This window comes from Ruegeria sp. CDSC042 (genome assembly GCF_059610745.1).
Genome location: NZ_JBXWOF010000006.1, coordinates 207,289 through 228,016, shown reverse-complemented (window position 1 = coordinate 228,016; position 20,728 = coordinate 207,289). Strand labels below are relative to the sequence as shown.

General features: G+C 55.4%; 19 protein-coding genes. 8 read left to right on the top strand and 11 right to left on the bottom strand.

Translation table 11 applies throughout. The annotated features are described in order from the left end of the window. Window positions 1-26: 26 nt before the first annotated feature. The 4 genes from AC2FHX_RS14215 to AC2FHX_RS14200 form a co-directional block, all read right to left on the bottom strand. Window positions 27-1,559: a sulfatase-like hydrolase/transferase gene (locus AC2FHX_RS14215; protein WP_496702136.1), complete on the bottom strand. Its 1,533-nt coding sequence runs from the start codon at window positions 1,557-1,559 to the stop codon at window positions 27-29. A 72-nt stretch (window positions 1,560-1,631) separates the two neighbouring features. Then, window positions 1,632-3,467 carry a carbamoyltransferase family protein gene (locus AC2FHX_RS14210; protein ID WP_496702138.1) on the bottom strand — a complete coding sequence of 612 codons (1,836 nt, stop codon included), beginning with the start codon at window positions 3,465-3,467 and terminating at the stop codon, window positions 1,632-1,634. A gap of 4 nt (window positions 3,468-3,471) precedes the next feature. Continuing rightward, window positions 3,472-3,621, bottom strand: a complete 150-nt coding sequence (locus AC2FHX_RS14205; RefSeq protein WP_142636421.1) for a DUF5989 family protein — start codon at window positions 3,619-3,621, stop codon at window positions 3,472-3,474. A gap of 16 nt (window positions 3,622-3,637) precedes the next feature. After that, window positions 3,638-4,042: an SxtJ family membrane protein gene (locus AC2FHX_RS14200; protein WP_142636423.1), complete on the bottom strand. Its 405-nt coding sequence runs from the start codon at window positions 4,040-4,042 to the stop codon at window positions 3,638-3,640. Between the two features lie 191 nt (window positions 4,043-4,233). Here AC2FHX_RS14200 and AC2FHX_RS14195 point away from each other — a divergent pair, with 191 nt between their 5' ends. From AC2FHX_RS14195 to AC2FHX_RS14180, 4 genes are read left to right on the top strand one after another with little or no spacing between them, the layout of a single operon-like run. Next, on the top strand, window positions 4,234-5,358 hold the full coding sequence (locus AC2FHX_RS14195; protein WP_496691555.1) for an MlaE family lipid ABC transporter permease subunit: 1,125 nt from the start codon (window positions 4,234-4,236) through the stop codon (window positions 5,356-5,358). Between the two features lies 1 nt (window position 5,359). Continuing rightward, a complete protein-coding gene (locus tag AC2FHX_RS14190) occupies window positions 5,360-6,175 on the top strand; it encodes an ABC transporter ATP-binding protein (protein ID WP_271949003.1) in 816 nt (271 codons plus the stop codon). A gap of 5 nt (window positions 6,176-6,180) precedes the next feature. Further along, window positions 6,181-7,497, top strand: coding sequence for an MlaD family protein (locus tag AC2FHX_RS14185; RefSeq protein WP_496702140.1), 1,317 nt, complete (start codon window positions 6,181-6,183; stop codon window positions 7,495-7,497). 14 nt (window positions 7,498-7,511) lie between these two features. Further along, window positions 7,512-8,144 carry an ABC-type transport auxiliary lipoprotein family protein gene (locus tag AC2FHX_RS14180; RefSeq protein WP_496702142.1) on the top strand — a complete coding sequence of 211 codons (633 nt, stop codon included), beginning with the start codon at window positions 7,512-7,514 and terminating at the stop codon, window positions 8,142-8,144. Between the two features lie 19 nt (window positions 8,145-8,163). Here the strand turns inward: AC2FHX_RS14180 and AC2FHX_RS14175 are convergent, their stop codons facing one another. The 3 genes from AC2FHX_RS14175 to AC2FHX_RS14165 form a co-directional block, all read right to left on the bottom strand. Next, a complete protein-coding gene (locus tag AC2FHX_RS14175) occupies window positions 8,164-10,101 on the bottom strand; it encodes a vWA domain-containing protein (protein ID WP_496702144.1) in 1,938 nt (645 codons plus the stop codon). Further along, window positions 10,098-10,637 (bottom strand): RNA polymerase sigma factor, encoded by a 540-nt coding sequence (locus AC2FHX_RS14170; RefSeq protein ID WP_496702421.1) that lies wholly within the window; start codon window positions 10,635-10,637, stop codon window positions 10,098-10,100. Before AC2FHX_RS14170 ends, AC2FHX_RS14175 begins: the two co-directional genes overlap by 4 nt. Window positions 10,638-10,698: 61 nt before the next feature. Continuing rightward, window positions 10,699-12,279 (bottom strand): FMN-binding glutamate synthase family protein, encoded by a 1,581-nt coding sequence (locus tag AC2FHX_RS14165; protein ID WP_496702146.1) that lies wholly within the window; start codon window positions 12,277-12,279, stop codon window positions 10,699-10,701. Window positions 12,280-12,366: 87 nt separating this feature from the next. Between AC2FHX_RS14165 and AC2FHX_RS14160 the strand changes: the two genes are divergently transcribed. Further along, window positions 12,367-12,864: a fluoride efflux transporter FluC gene (locus AC2FHX_RS14160; RefSeq protein WP_496702148.1), complete on the top strand. Its 498-nt coding sequence runs from the start codon at window positions 12,367-12,369 to the stop codon at window positions 12,862-12,864. Then, window positions 12,861-13,223, top strand: a complete 363-nt coding sequence (locus tag AC2FHX_RS14155) for a fluoride efflux transporter FluC (protein WP_281972876.1) — start codon at window positions 12,861-12,863, stop codon at window positions 13,221-13,223. The genes AC2FHX_RS14160 and AC2FHX_RS14155 overlap by 4 nt, the downstream gene beginning before the upstream one ends. 16 nt (window positions 13,224-13,239) lie before the next feature. Here the strand turns inward: AC2FHX_RS14155 and AC2FHX_RS14150 are convergent, their stop codons facing one another. Genes AC2FHX_RS14150 through AC2FHX_RS14135 form a run of 4 tightly spaced genes read right to left on the bottom strand, consistent with a single transcriptional unit; the run spans window position 13,240 to window position 17,237 of the window. After that, entirely contained in the window at window positions 13,240-13,548 is a 309-nt protein-coding gene (locus tag AC2FHX_RS14150; protein WP_496702150.1) for a cytochrome o ubiquinol oxidase subunit IV, read from the bottom strand. A gap of 10 nt (window positions 13,549-13,558) precedes the next feature. Next, the gene (locus tag AC2FHX_RS14145) at window positions 13,559-14,191 is read right to left on the bottom strand and encodes a cytochrome c oxidase subunit 3 (RefSeq protein WP_142639822.1); all 633 of its coding nucleotides are present in this window, start codon (window positions 14,189-14,191) and stop codon (window positions 13,559-13,561) included. Further along, a complete protein-coding gene (locus tag AC2FHX_RS14140; RefSeq protein WP_496702152.1) occupies window positions 14,188-16,278 on the bottom strand; it encodes a cbb3-type cytochrome c oxidase subunit I in 2,091 nt (696 codons plus the stop codon). The genes AC2FHX_RS14145 and AC2FHX_RS14140 overlap by 4 nt, the downstream gene beginning before the upstream one ends. Next, entirely contained in the window at window positions 16,275-17,237 is a 963-nt protein-coding gene (locus AC2FHX_RS14135; protein ID WP_496691546.1) for a cytochrome ubiquinol oxidase subunit II family protein, read from the bottom strand. Before AC2FHX_RS14135 ends, AC2FHX_RS14140 begins: the two co-directional genes overlap by 4 nt. Window positions 17,238-17,420: 183 nt before the next feature. Between AC2FHX_RS14135 and AC2FHX_RS14130 the strand changes: the two genes are divergently transcribed. Next, window positions 17,421-18,656, top strand: a complete 1,236-nt coding sequence (locus tag AC2FHX_RS14130; protein WP_142639828.1) for a lytic murein transglycosylase — start codon at window positions 17,421-17,423, stop codon at window positions 18,654-18,656. A 401-nt stretch (window positions 18,657-19,057) separates the two neighbouring features. Next, window positions 19,058-20,686: a peptide ABC transporter substrate-binding protein gene (locus AC2FHX_RS14125; protein WP_496676879.1), complete on the top strand. Its 1,629-nt coding sequence runs from the start codon at window positions 19,058-19,060 to the stop codon at window positions 20,684-20,686. Window positions 20,687-20,728: the final 42 nt, after the last annotated feature.

Genomic DNA, 20,728 nt, shown 5'->3' with positions numbered 1-20,728 from the left:
TAGCAGAGACAGGGCAACACTCCCGACTAATGCCTGAGCTTGGATTTTGGCCCCTCTTTGGTGATGGAATGCAGGGAAAGCGTATGGTCCATATTTCGCATACGGTGCCGCAGCATCTCGCGCCCCAACCTGGCCAGGTCTGTTGCGTATTCCGGGTTGCTCGCCACGTTTTCCATTTCGCCGCGACGCAGGTGGTCAAACAAAAGCGGTGGCAGGTTTGCCGCAAACTCGACCAGCGTAAACCGTTCGTCACGCAAGATGGACAGGCATGAATCGCTATTGCCCGTTCCCAATTCCTGTTGCCAAAGGGTTGGATTTTCCGGCTCGGCAAAGTCAAGCTCGCTGAAAGAAAAGCTTCGCCAATCCTTGGGTCCCTGCCCCTGCAGAAACGGCATCAAAGACCGCCCATCCATAGAATTCGGGATACTCTGGCCCACCCAATCCAAAATGGTTGGCGTGATGTCAATCGACTCGGTCGGTGTCGTCACCACGGCTCCGGCCTGCGCCTGATTGCCTGGCATCCGGATCAGCAAAGGCGTGTGATAAGCTGCGTCATAGACGGTCATCTTACCCCAGCTATGTCGATCACCCAGCATTTCACCGTGGTCAGCTGTGATTACGATCAATGTCTCATCATATTGATTGCTGTCCTTGAGAAACTGGACAACGCGGCCGATATGATAATCGACCTCTGTTGCAAGGCCCAGATAAACAGAGCGCAGCGCCTGAATATTGGCCGTGGAGGGTTGCACCTCATCAAAACCCAAAACGAAATCCGAAGCCGAATACCGAGCCATCGTTGGCCCAAAAAACGGGTGTATTGCCTGTTCATCTTCTGGGCTGACATGACCAACTGGCCCCGGCAACGCGACGGGATCGTACATATCGTTATAGGGAGCGGGTGCGACCAAAGGAGGATGAGGCCGGATATAGGTCAGATGCGCAAACCAGCTTTGGTCGCCGAAGGCCGCGATACTGTCCAGAAAAGCGTTGGTCAAAAAGGCGGTGTCGCTGTCTTCGGCGCGGTACACCGCCGGGTCGTTCAATTTGGACGGCTCACCTGAGGTTGAAACAGGTTTGTGCAGATCCCAGTATGTGTCGAACCTGTAACCTTTTTTCAGCAAGTCGGCGCGCCAGGGATAAGATTCTTCAAGCCGCATTTCCACGACCTCTTCAAACCCCTCCATGGGACGTTCGTAAGATTTCAGGATCGGGTCATTGGCATCGTAAACCCGTGGGTCAGCCGAGGTGTCGGTATACCCGTAGAGCAAGGGCAGATATCCCGCCTTACGCATCTCGGTTGCGATGTTTGGCGTGTCGTGCCGCAAAGGCGTTCCATTGCGAACCGATCTATGATTCATCGCATATTGCCCGGTCAGGATGGACGCACGCGACGGGCCACAAGGGTTAGTAACCGAGAAATGGCGCTGAAACGTGACGGCCTCGTCCATAAAAGCGCGCAAATTAGGCAAATTGACATGCTCGGCCAGCGCGCCGGTCAGACAATCTGCCCGAAGCTGGTCAATCACGACAAACAAGACATTTCCGCGCTGCCGCATTCCCTGCCCCCGATTCCACCAAATAGGTCTCAGGGGCAGACTGTGTCGCGGTTCCGCCGCTTGCGCAACAGATTAGTCCAGCTCGTATTTTGTCTCGTAATTCTCCCTAAGTGCGGGATCCTGATCTTCCTTACGCAACAGGCAGTTCCCGATGGACAGGACCTCGATATCCGTTCCCATGAAACAGCGGAACGCATCGGTGGGCGTGCACACAATCGGTTCGCCGCGCACATTGAATGAAGTGTTCACCACCAAAGAGCATCCGGTCAGTTCTTTAAACTTTGAAATCAGCGCGTGATAGGCTGGGTTGGTCTCTTGGTGGACTGTCTGGATACGGGCAGAATAATCAACATGGGTCACAGCAGGGATGTCAGATCGTTTGACGTTCAGTTTTTCAATCCCGAACAGAGCGTCTTCTTCCTCGGTCATCTTGCGCCGGATTTTTTCCTGCACATCCGCCACGATCAACATGTAAGGGCTATCGCCATCCAGTTCGAACCAATCGGCTACGTCTTCGCGCAGAACGGATGGGGCAAATGGGCGGAAGCTTTCGCGATACTTGACCTTCAGGTTCAGCGTTTTCTGCATCGAAGCTGACCGTGGATCGCCCAGAATGGAGCGGGCACCCAACGCGCGCGGCCCGAATTCCATCCGCCCCTGGAACCAACCAACGGCCTTCCCGTCAGCCAGCGCCTGCGCCGTCTGGTCAATCAACTCACCATTTTCATAGGTGGAGAACTTCGCACCGGCCGCCGCCAGTTCTTGTGCGATGTCATCATCTTCGTAACGTGGACCCAAATAGGCTCCCAGCATCTGGTCACCCGAGGTCACCTGCCGCGGCTGCGCTAGCTCTTGATGCCAGGCCGCATAGGCAGCACCCAGCGCCCCGCCCGCATCACCCGCTGCGGGCTGCACCCAAACATTGTCGAAGGCGCCATCGCGAAGAATTTTGCCATTCGCGACACAGTTCAGAGCAACGCCTCCGGCCATGCAGAGGTTGCGTATACCATGCTCTTTCGCCAGGTCCCGAGTGATCCGCAGCATGATCTCTTCGGTCACGGCCTGAACCGAGGCGGCAATATCCATGTGGAACTGCGTCAGCTGGTCGGTTTCGGCTTTTCGAACCGGTTGGTCGAACAGCTCTTCCATCGCTTTGCTCGTCATGGTCAGACCAGCTGTATAGTTGAAATACTTCTGGTTCAGGCGGAACGAACCGTCCTCTTTCAGGTCGACAAGATGCTCAAGGATCAGATCCTTGTATTTGGAGTCGCCATAGGGTGCCAAGCCCATGACCTTGTATTCACCAGAATTCACCTTGAACCCGGTGTAATAGGTGAATGCAGAATACAGCAGACCCAGCGAATGCGGGAAATGCAGCTCTTTCACCATGGTCAGCTCGTTACCGCGACCAATACCCACGGTGGTGGTTGCCCATTCTCCGACTCCATCGACAGTCAGCACGACCGCGTCTTCGAAGGGCGAAGGATAGAACGCACTGGCCGCGTGACTGATGTGGTGCTCGGCGAACAGCAGTTTTTCGAGATCGAATTCCGGGTCGATTTTGCGAAGCTGCTTTGCAAGCAGATCCTTGAGAAACAGCTTCTCTCGCAGCCAGACCGGCATTGCCATGCGGAAGGAATTGAACCCGCGTGGCGCCACCGCAATGTAAGTCTCGATCAACCGTTCGAATTTTAGAAACGGTTTGTCGTAGAAAACCACATTGTCGACGTCTTCAAGCGCAACCCCCGATTCGGCCAGCACGTAATTGATGGCTTCTACCGGAAATCCGGGGTCGTGTTTGCGCCGTGTAAAACGCTCTTCCTGCGCGGCCGCAACGATCTTGCCGTCGCAAAGCAACGCCGCTGCGCTGTCGTGATACAGCGCCGAAATACCTAAAATGTATGCCATGTGATCAGAACAACGTGTAGACGAAAGGTGCAATCGCCGAGCCTTGGCTCAACACGATCAATCCACCAAACACACCCAAAACGATCAGAATGGGCAACAGCCAGAATTTCTTTCTGACTTTCATAAATGACCAGAGCTCGGATACGAATGTCACGCCTGGTACTCCCTTGTTAAAATTGCTGTTTCATGCTGCCGGGCTGCTCTTCACGAACAATCCAGTAGCTATCTGATGAACTGTCCAGTTTCTGTGACAGCAGGTCTTTTCCCAACAGGCGCGTAACCAGCCCAAACGGGACAAACGTAGTGATAAACACCAAAAACATGACGATTGGGGCCACAATCGCACCCAAAAGCATGCCGAGTTTGAACCAAAGCCGGTTCGGCACCTTCAGAGTAGCGGGTGCAAAAACTGTCAAAGCCAGAATAACCCCAGCGATAACCATTGGGATCAGGCGCACCGACCCTCCGCCCCACAAGGGCCAAAGAGCGATAATTATGAAGACAGCGGTGAAGACGTAACCAAAGCCCCGTTCGGACCCAATTTCGACTTCTACCTTCGCGTGATGATCAGACATTGAACACAACCATAATAACCAAACAAAAAACCTGCGCAAAGAATAACACTACTGGTTGCCGAAACAAGCCTTTTGCAAGCTCGCACCATCATTCTTGCGATGAATGCCATCTTGCATCGCCTGATGGCTAAATACTTGAAGCGTGACAAAAACCCGTTGCAGCACCATGCAGATTCACATCAGATACCCCCATGACCCCGCCTACATTCACAACTGACCTGGATACGGATCAGGTTCACCTGCAGATATCGGGTGATCTTCACACCCAATCTCTGGATATGGTTGAGCGTGAATTCGCGAATTTCCATCCCAACGGCGGAACGGTCATAGTTGATTTGACAGGCGTTAAGGCACTCGACACTGGCGGGGCTTGGCTGATTGCCAGCCTTGTCCGCAAGGTGAAGTCCAGCGGCGGGCAGGTCGAGCTGCACGGTGCAACCGCCGCGCATTCCGCGCTGATCGAAACGGTTTCCCGCAACATGCCGGACGAATCCGCCCCTGATCCCGGAAAGCCAGATTTTCTGGATTGGGTGGCACGTGTCGGCGAGCGTACAGTTGGTGGCTGGAAAGACAGCTTGTCGTTGCTTGAGTTTCTGGGCCTGACGCTACATCGGCTGGTCCGCACAATCTTGATGCCGCGGCGTCTGCGGCGGGCTGCGCTGGTATCGCAGATGGAAGAAACCGGTTTGAAAGCGATTCCGATCGTTGCCCTTATGGGTTTTCTGATCGGCGTTGTACTAGCATTTCAGGGGGCCACGCAGCTCAAGCAGTTCGGGGCCGAGATATTCGTGGTCGAATTGATCTCGATCTCTGTGCTGCGTGAGCTGGGCATTTTGTTGACGGCAATCATTGTTGCGGGTCGCTCGGGATCTGCCTTTACAGCTTCCATCGGCTCGATGAAGGTGCAAGAAGAAATAGATGCCATGCGGACGCTGGGCCTGGATCCGATCGAGGTTCTGGTCATTCCACGCGTTGTGGCGTTGCTGATCATGCTGCCAATCCTAGGGTTCATCGCCGATATCGCCGCCTTGATTGGCGGCGGACTTATGAGCTGGATCGACCTTGGGGTCAGCCCCGGAATGTTCGTGACCCGCCTCAAGGAAAACACCGGCATCTGGCAATTTGCCATCGGTATGATCAAGGCACCGTTCTTTGCGCTGGTCATCGGTATCATCGCCTGTTGGCAGGCCTTACAGGTCAAAGGATCGGCACAAAGTGTTGGGCAAAGAACCACCGCGTCCGTGGTCCAGGCGATCTTCTTGGTGATCGCGCTGGATGCCATGTTCTCGATCTTTTTCTCGGTACTGGGGGTCTGAAATGGACGGTGTAACCCGCGAACAGATGCCGATTGGCGACACCCAGCGCGAGGCGGTGATACGGGTCCGCAATCTGACCAACCGGTTCGGACCGCAGATCGTGCACCAGGATCTGAATTTGGATGTCTGGCGGGGCGAAGTACTGGGCATTGTCGGCGGCTCGGGCACGGGCAAATCCGTCTTGCTCCGCACCATCGTCGGCCTGAACAAACCGGCCGCTGGAAGCATCGAAGTTCTGGGCGTCGACGTCCTGAACGGCCCCGAACAAGAGAGGCGGCGCATCGAACGCCGCTGGGGCGTCGCCTTTCAGGACGGCGCGCTTTTCTCGTCGCTCACCGTGTTGCAGAATGTCGTAGCCCCCCTGCGCGAGCATACAGGAATAAGTGAAAGCCTTATGTCGGCGCTTGGCGGTCTGAAAATCAGCTTGGTCGGACTGCCGCAGCTGAGCTGTGGCAAATTCCCGTCTGAACTGTCGGGCGGGATGCGCAAACGTGCCGCTTTGGCGCGCGCGCTGGCGCTGGACCCTGAGATCGTATTTCTTGATGAACCAACGGCCGGTTTGGATCCCATCGGCGCCGCTGCTTATGACGACCTGATTGGCGAGCTTCAGCAAGCGCTGGGTCTGACTGTGTTTATGGTCACGCACGATCTGGATAGCCTTTATGCGATCTGCAACAGGATCGCAGTTCTTGCAGAAAAACGTGTTCTGGTTGATGGTCCGATTGAAGAGATGACCAAAGTCGATCATCCTTGGGTCCAAGAATATTTCACCGGCCCCCGGGCGCGCGCAGCACAAAAAAAGGGTCAGGACAGGTAACACCCATGGAAACCCGAGCAAATTATATCCTGATCGGTGCATTCACCCTGGCTGGAATACTGGGTGCGTTTGGCTTTTTTCTATGGCTGGCCAAATTCGAGGTTTCCCGGCAATACGCCTATTACAATGTACTGTTCGACAATGTTTCCGGCCTGTCTGCGGCAGGTGGCGTCAGTTACAACGGACTGCCAGTCGGGCAGGTAATCTCCCTTAACTTGGATGACGAGCACCCATCCAAAGTGCGCGTCCGCATTGAAGTAGACGCAAGTATCCCGGTGACCGAGGATACCGTCGCCCAGTTACAATCGCTTGGGGTCACTGGGGTCAGCTATGTGGAACTGACCGGAGGCTCGGCCTCGGCCAAGCGTTTAGAACAGGACAGCCTGATCAAAAGCAAACGCAGCACCATCCAGTCCTTGTTCGAAGGTGCCCCTAAACTGTTGGAAAAGGCGATTACGCTGATCGAGGATATCGACAAGGTGGTGGATGACAAGAACCGCCAGCAGGTATCTCAGATTCTGGAAAACGTATCTTCGGCCACCGGAAGGCTGGACAAAACCCTTGCAGATTTCGAAAACTTGTCCTCAGATTTGGGTGGCGCAGCGAAAGAAATTTCAGCCTTCTCAAAACGCCTCGAAAAATTGGCAGACACCGCAGAAACAACGCTGGAAGCCGGAACAAATTCATTAAATAGCCTCAAAACCGCATCCGACACGGCTGTATCGGCCCTAGACAGCGCAAAAGATACTTTTGACGCAGCAGATCGCATCATGCAGCAGGATCTGCATCCCTTCATCGAACGGGCCTCGACCCTGGCAGACCACCTTACGGTCCTGACCGAAGATGGGCGCGTCGCCCTGGCCACGGTTTCCGAGACTTTCGTGAACGCAAACAAAACGCTCGGCTCCGTCACTGGTGCGATGGAAACAGCAAAGGGCACTTTGACCTCAGCTGAACGCGCATTTGACTCGGCCAATGAGGTGATCAACAAAGATATCGGCGTCGTCATGGATGATGTCCGCAATGCCGCCAACCAAGTGGCGTCCACGGTGACGAAAGTGACAGACAGGCTTGATGATATTTCAGCCGACATCCTCAGCGCGTCCAAATCGGCCTCGGAACTTTTGGGAACGATCGACGGCATCGTTCAGGACAATCGCCGTCAACTGTCCGATTTCATGCGGGTTGGCCTGCCACAATTCACGCGTTTCATAGAAGAATCCCAACGACTGGTGATCAGCCTCGATCGTCTGGTGGACAAAGTTGAACGCGACCCCGCCCGTTTCCTTCTTGGGACCCAAGCATCGGAGTATCGTCAATGATCAGGCATTTGATAATGACCGCAGTTTTGGCGTCTTTGGGGGCGTGTACCGGACTGGAAACGCTGCGGCAGGCCTCAGAACCCAATGATCTCTATCTGCTGACACCCAAAAGCACGTTTTCTTCTTCGCTGCCGCGCATCCAGAAACAGATCGTGGTCCAAGAGCCAACCGCGACTGCCGCGGTAAATACCGATCAAATTGCAGTTCAGCCGACACCTTTGCAGGTTCAATATCTGCCGCGTGCCAGATGGGTGGATCGCGCGCCGCTGATCGTCCAGGCTCTTTTGGTCGAAAGCTATGAAAACAGCGGACGGGTATCCGCCGTGGGTCGTTCGACCGTGGGGCTTCGTCCGGATTATGTGATTGTTCCCGATCTACGCGAGTTTCAGGGCATTGTCGTTAACCAGGATGGTGAAAGCTCGACCGTACGCGTCGAAGTTCGCATGAATATCAAGATCGTGGACGAGTTCGACGACAAAATCATCGCTTCGAATTCGTTCCAAGAGAACATAATTGCCAAAAGCAACCAGACCGAAGATCTGGTTACTGCCTTTGACGTTGCTCTGGGTAAAACCATGCGGGATGCTGTCGAATGGAGCATTCGTAGAATTAGTACCCATACAGCCAACAACCCTAGGTCATTCTAGTTTCTCCCAAGCCCGGACCTTACTCAGCCAGCGTCTGGGCCAGACGCATCAAGGTGACAGCTTCAGCCCGATATCCGAAAAAATCCTCATCTCGGGACAGCGTGGCCAGATCAATGGCATCCGCATAGGACCAGCCGCCAAGATATTCTCCGCCCCGGAGCAACTGACCAAATCCTGCAATCGCATAGGAAAAGCGGATGTCATCCGTGACTGTCCCTTGTCCGGGTAAAATAGGCTGCTCCATCAGATTGCTTTGATCTTCACCAGGAAGCTTGTAACGCATTTTGAAGAAACCAATTTCCGCTGAATCATCCGATATGGATTGTTCAGCATACCGCAACGGGCCGTTTCTGATCGCATCGGAACCAACTGGCGTGACCTCGTAGATCGCCGTTACAGTGTGACCTGCTCCAATATCACCAGCATCCACTTTGTCATTTGAAAAGTCCTCGCGCTGCAGGGATCGGGTTTCATAACCGATCAGACGGTATTCAGCGATCTGTAACGGGTTGAACTCGACCTGGATTTTGACGTCGTTGGCGATGGGAAAAAGCGCCCCGGTAAGTTGATCGACCAATACTTTTTGCGCCTCAACCAGCGTATCGATATATGCCGCCTGCCCGTTTCCGTTCTGGGCCAGAGCCTGCATGGTGGCATCGTCCAGATTGCCTCGGCCAAAACCCAGAACGCTTAGGAATGTACCACTGTCGCGCTTGCGGGCGATAAAATCCTTCAGGGCATCAGGGTCTGACAGACCCACATTGAAATCGCCATCGGTGGCCAGAATTACGCGGGTCACCTCACCGTCCGCAGCCATACCTTCTGCCACTTGATAGGCTTGCTGCAACCCGGCCTGCCCCGCTGTCGAGCCACCGGCTTCGAGCCTGTCGAGGGCTGGGAGAATGGTCGTCTTTTCGGCTGCTGCGGTCGGTGGCAAAACCTGCCCGGCACTTCCCGCATAGGTGACGATCGAAACCTGATCTTCCGGACTGAGTTCAGACAGCATCAACCTGAAAGACTGTTTCAGCAGCGGCAATTTGTCAGCATCCTGCATTGAGCCCGATGTGTCGATCAGGAAAACCAGGTTCAATGGAGGACGGTCTTCGATCTGGGGCATGACCCCTTGGATGCCGACATGAACAAGCTGCGTCCCCTCATTCCAAGGCGTCGGTGTCACGGTGATCGTAGAACGGAACGGTTCCGCCCCATCAGGCGCCGGGTAGGAATAGGGGAAATAGTTCACCATCTCTTCAACCCGCACCGCATCCTTGGGCGGCAGATGGCCATTCATCAAAGACGACCGAACAATGGCGTAAGAGGCGGTATCTACATCAATCGAAAAAGTCGAAACCGGTTCGTCCGTCGTGATCTTCAGCGAGTTGCTGTCCGCGTTGGCGAAAGTTTCGGTATTCTGTTCCGGCGCGGGAACAGTCTCATGTTGAATGTCAAATTTCCCGACCGCCGATGCCGGCGCGCGCTGTAAAAGGTCCGCAGCCCCCAGCTGCGCAACGGCCCCCTGCCTCTTGGCGGAAGGTTCGATTGTTTCTTCAATCACAACAGGCGCCTCAACAACTGGTTCTTCGAGATTGGCCTCGGGCATATCCGCCACCAATAGGTCAGACTCCTGCTGTGCGTCGGCGCGGTCCTCGGACCAGGGCAGTGGCGCAACAACCTCGTCGCGCGTCTGCGGCAAGATCACAATCAGAGCCACAGCAGCAACTGCGGTGGTAGCGGTCAGGGCACCGCGATAAGAGAGGGCATTCAACATGGCTTTCGCTCCTTCTGTCAGGCGGGCTATGAGGCCGCGCTTGACAGTGGGACGTCGCGCAGAGGTCGATCCTTGGATATTATCGAATTTTTTTTGCGCCTGGCTCAGATTTTCAATCCGTCGCGATGCATCCGGGGTCGGCGTGGCGGCTTCCATCAGCATCTTCAGCTTGTCCAGTTCATCGGTCATTGTGCCAGTTCCTCTTGCCGCAAGGCGCGCAGCCGTTTGCGGATATCTGACATCCTCCAGGACACTGTCCCTTCGGAAACACCCAGCACCTCTGCAGCTTCTGCATGGGTCATCTCATCCTCGAGGGTCAGGGCCAGAGTGTCTTGCAAGTCCTGCGGCAAGGACCGCATGGCCCGTTGCAACCAATCGACAGCCTCGGCCGTTTCCTGCACCTCGGCCCGGCGCATCTGTTCCACATACCCCCAGCCGTGGGCCGCCCGCGTGTAACGGGTCGCGCGACGGCGTGCATCCTCGGCTGCATTGACAACAACACGGTACAACCATGTCGTAAACCGGGCTTCGGCACGAAAACCTACGATCTTTGACGGCAAGGCGGCGCATATATCCTGCGTCAGATCTTCGGCCTGATCCGCGCGTCCTGTCAGTCGAAAAGCCAACCGAAAGACCGTGTCGTAGTGGCGTGCCAATAGCGTGGCAAACGCATCAGCGTCCCCTGCAGCAGCGGCCTTTGCCAGATTCTCATCCGATGTTTTCATGCGCATCACAATGGGTAAGACGAACCAAAAACATCAATCCTTGGCAATGCACACAAAAAAATCAGAAATGATCCGCCGATGCGCGATTCCAGTCCTCTGCATATTCATCCGGAAGCGGAGCCTTCAGCAAAGCGCCTTCTTCAAGATGCAAATAGAGTTCAGCATAAGAGCGATCTCTTTCATCTGCAGTACGCCGAAGGATGTCCGAAGGGTGAAGTTCGGAGACCTTTTCCTTGCCCATGGCGCCCAGCAACTCGCGAAAGCTCTCTAATGTCGCGTCGTGATAGCGATGTACCCGTTGTCTTTTTTGCGGAACATTCACAGCGCGGCCTCGTACCGGATCCTGTGTGGCCACGCCGGACGGGCATCGGTTTGTGTTGCAGTGAAGCGCCTGAATGCATCCCACTGCAAACATCATTGCCCTTGCCGCATTACACATATCGGCCCCAAGCGCGCATTTCTCGATGATGTCATAGCCTGTGGCGACTTTGCCCGAGCAAATTATGCGAATCTTATCGCGCAAACCCACACCGCGTAGACAGTTATTCACGAAAATCAACGCCTCGTTCAAAGGCATGCCCAACCGGTTTGTGAATTCTACAGGGGCCGCGCCCGTGCCGCCTTCGGCACCATCAATGGTGATGAAATCAGGCAGGATGCCTGTTTCCAGCATGGCTTTGCATATCGCTAAGAACTCGGACGGACGACCAATGCACAACTTAAACCCAATAGGTTTGCCACCCGACATCTCGCGCAGATTCTGAACGAAATTCATCAAGCCGGTAGGTCCGTCAAATGCGGAATGAATTGGCGGAGAGATCACGTCCTGATGCAGGGGAACACCGCGTATCTGCGCAATCTCTTCATCCACCTTGGCCGCAGGCAACACCCCCCCGTGCGAGGGCTTGGCCCCTTGCGACAGCTTGATTTCAATCGCCTTGACGACCTCGTTCCTGGCTCTTTCGGTGAATTTGTCTTTGTCGAACCCGCCATCCGGTGCGCGGCATCCGAAATACCCAGTGCCAATCTGCCAGATGATATCGCCACCTTCGGCCAGATGGTGCGGCGACAGACCACCCTCACCCGTATTATGCGCAAAACCTCCATCCTTTGCCCCACCATTCAATGCTCGGATTGCATTGGCGCTGAGGGCCCCAAAGCTCATCGCTGAAACGTTCAGGCGCGAGGCACTATAGGGTTGGGAACATTGCGGCCCGCCCAGCATCACCCGTTCTTCGCTTTCCGGCACCTGTTTGGGCGCAAGCGAGTGATTGGCCCTGTGGTATCCAACGGTTTGGATGTCGTATTGGGTTCCAAATGCCTGGGTATCAACCTGCCCTTTGGCACGGGAATAAACCAGGCTGCGAATGATGCGATTATAGGGACGGCCGTTTTCGTTGGTTTCAACAAAATATTGCCGTATCTCTGGGCTGACGAATTCCAGCATGTACCGGAAATGCCCCAGAACCGGATAGTTGTTCAGCACGTTATGCCTTGTGGTCAGGATATCATATAGCCCGACCACCGCGTATGGGATCAGGAAAAGCAGCAGCCAATGGGCCGGGGGCCAGAAAAACCCGGCCACGATTGTCAGTGGCAGGCACACGAGGCTCAACACGTAATAGAGTCTGCGTATAATCATTCGTGCTCTCCCACTGTGGCTGTTAGCTGAGTCACCGTGGTACAAATTCGCGATTGCACGCAAGCCTTTACGCCCGAAATCACGTAAATGGTGAAACTTGTGATCCGCCATGCGCAGTTGATCCCGGCCGCGCCAATCGGTATCCCGGATGGCAGGGCAACGCGGGCAGGATCATTGGCTGTGAAAAAATCGCATACAGCATGGGCCACGGCTCTCATGTTCTGCGCCGTTTTCACGGGTGGCGCGACTGGGTCACTGGTCAGAGAAGCGTTGTCGCTCGGGATCTCGGGCCTGCCGATCCTGACCGAGACCTTTGGAATCAATATAGCCGCATGCTTTGTGCTTGGCTGGTTATACGCCATCCGACACCGGGTACATGCGCACGTCCTGCATCTGGGCGCGGTTGGGTTTTGTGGCGGGTTATCTACGTTTTCCTCATTTGTTGCGGAATTGGAACGTCTGGCAGAGGTCAGTTTCGGGCTTGCCCTAACCGCAGCGGGTTTGGAAATTGTGGCGGGTCTTTTTGCGGCGATTTTGGGTGAAACCGCCGGGCGTCGCTTTTCCCCGCGGAGGTCGTCAGAGTGAGCGATCTCTATCTGCATGCAATGTTTGGTTTAGGCGGCGGTCTGGGCGCGGTTCTGCGGCACTGGATCGCCATTCGAATTCGCCATGACCTGCCCGTTGCAACGCTGATCGTGAACGTCTTTGGCAGTCTGTTGCTTGGGCTTTGGGTCGGGTATCTGGGCGGACCGACGGGCGTCAGCCAGGAGGAACAGCGCCTGGTGTTCGGCTTTTGTGGCGGCTTCACCACTTTCTCCAGCTTTGCCTACCAGTCACTGGAACTGCGGCGCGAACGCACAATCGCTACGGCGGCGGGCAATATCGTGCTGAGCCTCTTGCTGTGTTGGGGCGCGCTGTGGCTTGGGCTGATGGCGATGCGCTGATCCGGTGCAGCCGAACCTACATCGGATAAGTATGCATCCGCACCGCCAGATTCCCCATTATCCAGACCGTCCCAACAATGATGATCAATAGAACCATCGTGGAAAACAGGACCAGGTCCAGGTCCTCGCGGCTGCTGCGTCGACGGTCGATATGCAGGAAATACACCAGTTGAACAATCAACTGCGCCAGCCCCAACAAACCGATCGACAAATAAACGCCCTTGGTCTCGATCCCGAACGTATATGCAATGGTAAAGACCGCCAGTGTCAGCAGCAGCGATCCGCCATAGCCAATCACATATCGGCGGCGTTCACGTCGGTACATTTCGCTGCGCCTATCCATAGGTCAGCCCTCCGAAATAGACGATCGTGATTATGCCGATCCAGATGAGGTCGAGAAAATGCCAGAACAGGGCCAGACGAACCACCCGTGACATCAGAACGTCGGTTAGACCAAACACACGCAGCTGAATACCCAGAACGATCAACCACAGACACCCCGCAGCGACATGCAGCCCGTGCAGCGGCACAAGCCCGTAAAACGCTGACAGAAACCCGCTGCGCTGTGGAATGCCACCCTTTTCCGCCATAGCCAGAAAGTCACGTATCTCAAGTACCAGAAAGCTGAGACCCAGAACCAGAGTTACCGCGAACCAAAGCACGATACGGGGCCGTGGCAGGTTGTATTTCAACGCCAGCATCGCAAGGCCCACTGTAAGGCTGCTGGTCAACAGGATCAGGGTCTGGGCAAAAATGCTGGTCAGGTCGAACAGCTCATGCGGACCGGGCCCACCCGCCTGCGCGTCGATCATGGTGATATAGATCGCGAACATCAGGCCGAAATAGACCAGATCGCTCATCAGAAAGACCCAGAACCCAAAGGTGACCACTTCGCTGGCCTTGTCGGCACCCGGATGCCGTCGGCCCAAGTTTAGGCCCGGATAGCTGTGTGTCGGCGCGCGTTTCATGTAGTGGCCTCCAGATCGGGACGGGCCAGGCCGCGGTTCTCGGGCGCGTATTCATGATCGCGATTGACCGGAGCCGATGCGCGCACGAGATCAAGCCAGGCTTCATGCTCTTTGCGGACCTGCTCGGCCGGAATAACCTCTTCGGTGTCGGTTCTGAAAGTCCAGGCGATGAAGGCCGCCAACATCGCGGCTGTCGTCGCAATAGCCAGCCACCAGATCCACCAGACCAGCGCAAACATCCAGATACCGCTGAGCACGCACAGACCGAACCCGATCGCCGTATTGCGTGGCATGAGGATATCTTCATAGGCATCAAGGGACGGATAGGCGTTGCCGCGCTCTTTCGCGGCGGCAAAATCATCCCGGTCGGTCACGTCAGGAATGATTGCAAAGTTATACGGCGGAGGCGGTGCCGGTATCGACCATTCCAGCGTGCGCCCATCCCAAGGGTCGCCAACCGGCACGCGGGTTTTTTCCCGGTCTCGAATGCTGACCCACAGCTGGACAATGATCGACAGAAGCGCTGCGAGAATGACCAGAGACCCAAGCACGGCGACGATCATATAGGGGTGAAAGCTGGGATCTTCCCAACTGTAAGATCGACGCGGCATCCCCATCAGGCCGACAAAATAAAGCGGCAGGAAGGTCAACATAAACCCAACGGTCCACAACGCGACAGATATCCGTCCCCAGCCTTCATTCAGGCGGAAACCAAAGGCTTTGGGGAACCAATAGTTGTATCCCGCAAGCAGGCCAAACAGGACGCCAGGCAACAGCACATTGTGAAAATGCGCGACCAGGAACAGGGTGTTATGCACCTGATAGTCGATGGTCGGATTGGCCAGGATGACGCCCGACAACCCTCCGATCACGAACAGCATCAGGAAAGACAACCCATAGAGCATCGGGACCGAGAACCGGATACGCCCGCGAAACAGCGTGGCCATCCAATCATAGACTTTCACGCCAGTCGGTATGGCGATCAGCATCGTGGCAATCCCAAACACCGCATTGATCAGCGCGCTTTGGCCCATAGTGAAAAAGTGGTGCAGCCAGACCGTGAAGGACAGCACCGCAATCGACATCGTGGCAATGACCAGAGAATTATACCCGTACAGGCGCTTGGCCGAGAAAGTCGCAAACACCTCGGAATAGATACCATAGGCGGGCAGGACCAACAGATAGACCTCGGGGTGACCGAACAGCCAAAACAGGTTGGCATAGTTCATCATGTTGCCGCCTAGGTCATTGGTGAAAAAGTGGAAATCCAGGTACCGGTCTGCGGCCAGCATCAGCGCCGCGACACCCAGCGGCGGCATGGCAAAGACAATCAGGATCGAGCTGCAGATGATCGTCCAGCAATACATCGGCAACCGCATGAACTGCATCCCCGGCGCGCGCATCTTGTAGATCGTGACGGCAAAGTTGATCCCGGTCAGCGTCGTGCCGATTCCCGAAACGACGATGGCCCAAATCCAATAATCCGGCCCAACGCCGGGATTGAAGGCTGCACCGGTAAAGGGAGGGTAGGCCGTCCAGCCCCCGGTCGAGAACTCTCCGACCACCAGGGAAACCATCAGCATCATGCCCGAGGACACGGTCAGGCCTAGGCTGATCTGGTTCATCACCGGGAATGCCACGTCGCGGGCGCCGATCATCAGCGGGATCAGGAAATTGGCGGCGCCGAACACAAACGGAACGGCCACAAAGAAGATCATGATCGTGCCATGGGTACTGAAAAGCTCGGCGAAATGCTCGGCTTCCAGAAAGCCTTCGCCCGGGCCAGCGGCTTGCTGGGCGCGCATGACAACGCCTTCCAGAACCCCCCGCGCCAGCATCACGATGGCAAAGACGATATACATGATGCCGATCTTCTTGTGGTCGGCGCTGGTCAGCCAGTCACGCCACAGCGGCCCCCACAGACGAAACCATGTCAGCAGCCCCACAACGGCAATGACACCTACAATCACAATCCCAGCCGCGGCATTTGCCACGATCTCATTCGCGTTGGGCGACTGGATCAACCCGGTGATCGGAAAAGCATCCCAGTTTAGACGGCCGAAAAAACCAGTCTCGACATCGGTCATTGTGTTTTCTCCTGACCATATTCGGCAGTGCCCGGTTGCTGATCGGCAGGCAAGGGTGTTGCCCCGTGATAGCGGTGCAGGATCGACTGAAACAGATCACCATCGGCTAGCGTGAAATACAGCGCATCAGTCGGCATCTGATCAGTGCCCAACATGGCCTGCACCTCGTCCCGGTCCGTTCGCATGGCAAGCGTTCGGTATGTTTCAGCGCTCAACGGAACCCCGTTTGCCTGGACATTCTCGGCCCATTCATTGAACTCCTGAGGCGCCATGGCAATGGCTTTGAATTTCTGCTTGGTAAAGCCACGCCCGTTATATTGCGTGTTCTCGCCCTGCATAGTTTCGGGCCTATCGGCGACAAGGTGCAGTTTGGTCGTCATCCCCGGCATGGCATAAATCTGTCCGGCCAGCGCCGGGATCATAAAGGACTGCATCACCGTATCCGTTGTCAGTGTGACAGCCACCTGTTGGTTGACCGGGAGCCCCATCTCACCGACGCTGGCGATGCCAAGATCGGGGTAGATGAACAGCCACTTCCAGTCGAGACCAACAACCTGCACTTTCAGCGCCGGTTCTTCTCCGAATGAGGTCTCGTAAGGGTCCAGCCGGTGGGTGGCTTTCCACAAATAGAATGAAAGGATGGCCACAATAACAACCGGGATACCCCACATGAGAAACTCCAACCGGGCGGAAAAATCCCATTCCGGTCGATAGTCTGCCTGCCCCTCCTTTCGCCTTCGATACCGTATGGCAATCAAAGGCACCAGGATCAGAACCGGAACAACTGCGACCAGTATCAGAACAGTTGCACGTAAAAGGTGGCTTTTCTGAAGGGCGGCGACGGGTCCCTGAGGGTCCAAGAAATTGTTGCTGGCTTCGGCAACCGGCACAAAGCCAAGACCTGCGATAGCGGCAGACAGGACAACCAAGGATGCAAAAGACGGTCTGGAATATGTCACGCCTGTTCATCCTCATTTCAAAATTGATTGGGACAACTATCGGCAGAGTCCTGAATTTTCACAAGGATTTTTACGCAGCTCTGCCAGTTTCCCGAGATTTGATCTTGCCACCCCGATCACAGCGGCAGAAACGCCATTCTGGTAGGTTGACTTAAAGCAGATCGCAGGTGAGATCATAGGATAATGCGTTGGTTAATCCTTACTCTTGGACTTTGCTACCTGTCGACAAGTGCGACAGCACAGGATCGTGCGGCGATCGAGGCTCAGTTTCAGTCATGGCTGAAACACACGGTCTGGGCGCGGGCGAAATCCGAGGGTATTTCAAAGCGCACGATGAACAGGGCCTTCAACGGCGTCACGCTGAACTGGAAACTGCCAGATCTGGTGCCTCCGGGCACGGCAAAAGCAGTTCCCAAACAGCAAAAACAGGCCGAGTTCGGATCACCGGGCCGCTATTTCAACGCTGGTTCGGTTCAGGGGGCCACCTCTGTCGGGCGCAAGATGGCCCGGCGCTATAGCGCGACGCTAAGCCAGGTGGAATCCGATACCGGCGTCCCTGCGCGCATCATTCTGGCGATCTGGGGCCGCGAAAGCGGATATGGGCAGGTGGCTATCCGGCATAATGCATTTCAGGTTCTGGGCACCAAAGGTTTCATGAGCACCCGCTCAGAATATTTCACGTCAGAGCTTATCGCCGCGCTCAAGATTGCCGAGGCTGGCCACATACCGCCGGATCAAATGAAAAGCAGTTGGGCCGGTGCGCTTGGGCAACCGCAGTTCATGCCATCGAACTACCTGACTTATGCGGCCGATGGAAATGGCGACGGGCGCGCGGATATCTGGACCTCGGCCGAGGACACAATTTCATCGATCGGAAACTACCTCGACCAACATGGCTGGGTCTCGGGTCGTGATTGGGGGTTCGAAGTAACTGTCCCGTCTTCGGTTTCCTGCACCCTTGAAGGGCCGGATCAGGGCCGTCCTATTCGCGACTGGGCCGGGTTAGGGATCACCCGTGTATCTGGCAAGCCGTTTCCAAAACAAGAAATGCAGGGGCAAGGGTTTTTGATGATGCCCGCCGGGCGCAATGGCCCGGCCTTCATTGTCACCCCCAATTTTTATGTCCTGAAAGAATACAACAAAAGCGATCTCTACGCCCTGTTCGTCGGCCATGTTGGGGATAGGATAGAATATGGCGTCCAGGATTTCCGCGGCCGGTGGGACAAAGTCGGCGGTCTTTACCGATCGGATATAGCAGCCATGCAGCGCGCATTGGAACAGATGGGCCATGACGTCGGCGGCGCTGACGGCCTGCCGGGCTTTCGAACACGCCGCTCTATCGGGCGCTGGCAAGAGGCCACCAATCAGTCCGCCACATGCTTTCCTCAGACCCATATGGTCCGGGCACTGACCCAATAGCGATTCGCGCCAATTTTTGGAAAGCCGCAAAAGCGGACCTTGCGTCAACGCTCAACCGCTTACTCAAGAGCTTCACAAAAATGTCAAGAAACCATCGCGTATCATTATAATATTTCCGTTCTCCCGTGGAATTTTTTAGATTTCGGCCGCACCTGGCCATTTTGCACGCAAAGGCTTTAACCTTTTTTGAAATAGTGCCACGTTCTGCATCAGTGAAAGGCGACTTTCGCAACTACGTTTCCGACAGCAAACCGAAAGACTGCGACGCGGTGTTCATTGCGATCTGAAAAAGCAAAATTCGAACAAGTCCCGGTCTATCTGAGTCGGACAATCATGGTGGTCAGCGACCATCCTGAACGGATGTGCGTACCTTGCCACCACACAAATGGGAGTAGAAAGATATGAACAAATACATTCGGACATCTCTGGCGGGGCTACTGACCTCGACCATGATCACCGGCGCTGCATTTGCCGCCGGCACCCATCCCGAAACCGGCGAGGCGCTGGCGGATGATCAAACCTTCACCTATCGCGTTCTGGATGAGCACAGTTCGGTTGACCCGCAGGTTGTTGAAGACGTTACCGGTGCGGAAATTGTCCGCGACCTGTTCGAAGGCCTGATGAACCAAGACGAAGACGGCAATTTGGTGCCCGGTGTCGCAACCGGCTATACCACAAACGATACCAAGGACGTTTACACATTTACACTGCGTGATAACGCCAAATGGTCCAATGGTGATCCGGTCACGGCAGGCGATTTCGTCTTTGCATGGAAACGTGCCGTCGATCCCGCTCTGTCCTCGCCTTATGCGTGGTTCATGGAGCTGATGTCGATCGAAAATGCGGCCGAAATCATTGCTGGTGAGAAGCCGGTGGACGAACTGGGCGTAACCGCCATCGACGACCACACACTTGAGGTCAAGCTGAGCGCAGCACTGCCTTATTTCGCGCAAATGACCACCCATTCCACCACCTTCCCTGCCCCGCAGAAGGTGATCGAAGAGTTTGGCGACGCCTGGACTAAGCCGGAAAACATCGTCTCGAACGGCGCCTATGTTCTGACCGAACACCTGCCACAGGAACGCTCGGTCCGTGAGCGCAACGAGATGTATTGGGATAACGACAATACGATTGTCGAAAAAGTCGTGGCCCTTGTCATCAACGACGAAAACGTAGCCCTGACCCGTTACCTCGCAGGCGAGCTGGACCGCACTGAAGTACCTGCTGGTCAGTTCCCGCGCCTACAGAAAGAGCACCCCGAAGAGGCCATCAGCTTCCCGCGCCTGTGCAACTATTACTATACATTCAACCTGTCTGACAGCGGACCGGAAGAATTCAAGAACCCAAATGTACGTCAAGCCCTGTCTCTTGCAGTTGACCGCGACATCATCACCAAGAACGTTAAAGCCGGTGGTGAGCCGCCCGCATATACGTTCGCACCCGAAGCAACCGCTGGGTTCACCGTCCCCGAAGTCGAAATGGCTTCGATGACGCAAGCCGAGCGTGACGAGCTGGCCAAGGAGCTGCTGGCCGAGGCCGGATTTGGCCCCGACAACCCGCTGAGCTTTGACATGGTCTACAACACATCAGAGGCCCATAAGAAAGTCGCAGTGGCACTGAGCCAGATGTGGAAACAGAAACTGGGCGTACAGGTCGAGTTGGCCAATATGGAATGGAAAGTGTTCCTGGAAGAGCGCGGCAACCAGAACTTCGATCTGGCCCGTGGCGCCTGGTGTGGCGACTATAACGAAGCCTCGACCTTCCTGGACCTGTTGCAGTCGGATTCCGGCTATAACGACGGCAAGTACAACAACTCCAAGGTTGACGATTTGCTGACCCAGGCCAAGACAGCAGATGACGCAGCACCACTGTATACCGAGGTTGAGCGGATCATTGCACAAGAGACTCCGGTTATCCCGATCTATCACTATGCTGGCGTCTACATGATGGACAGCGATGTCGGCAACTGGCCGGTCAAGAACGTAGAGCAGAACTGGTACTCCAAGAACCTCTACAAGATCGCCGAATAACCTTCCTTAGACCACGCTTTGCCCCGAGGATCACCCCGGGGC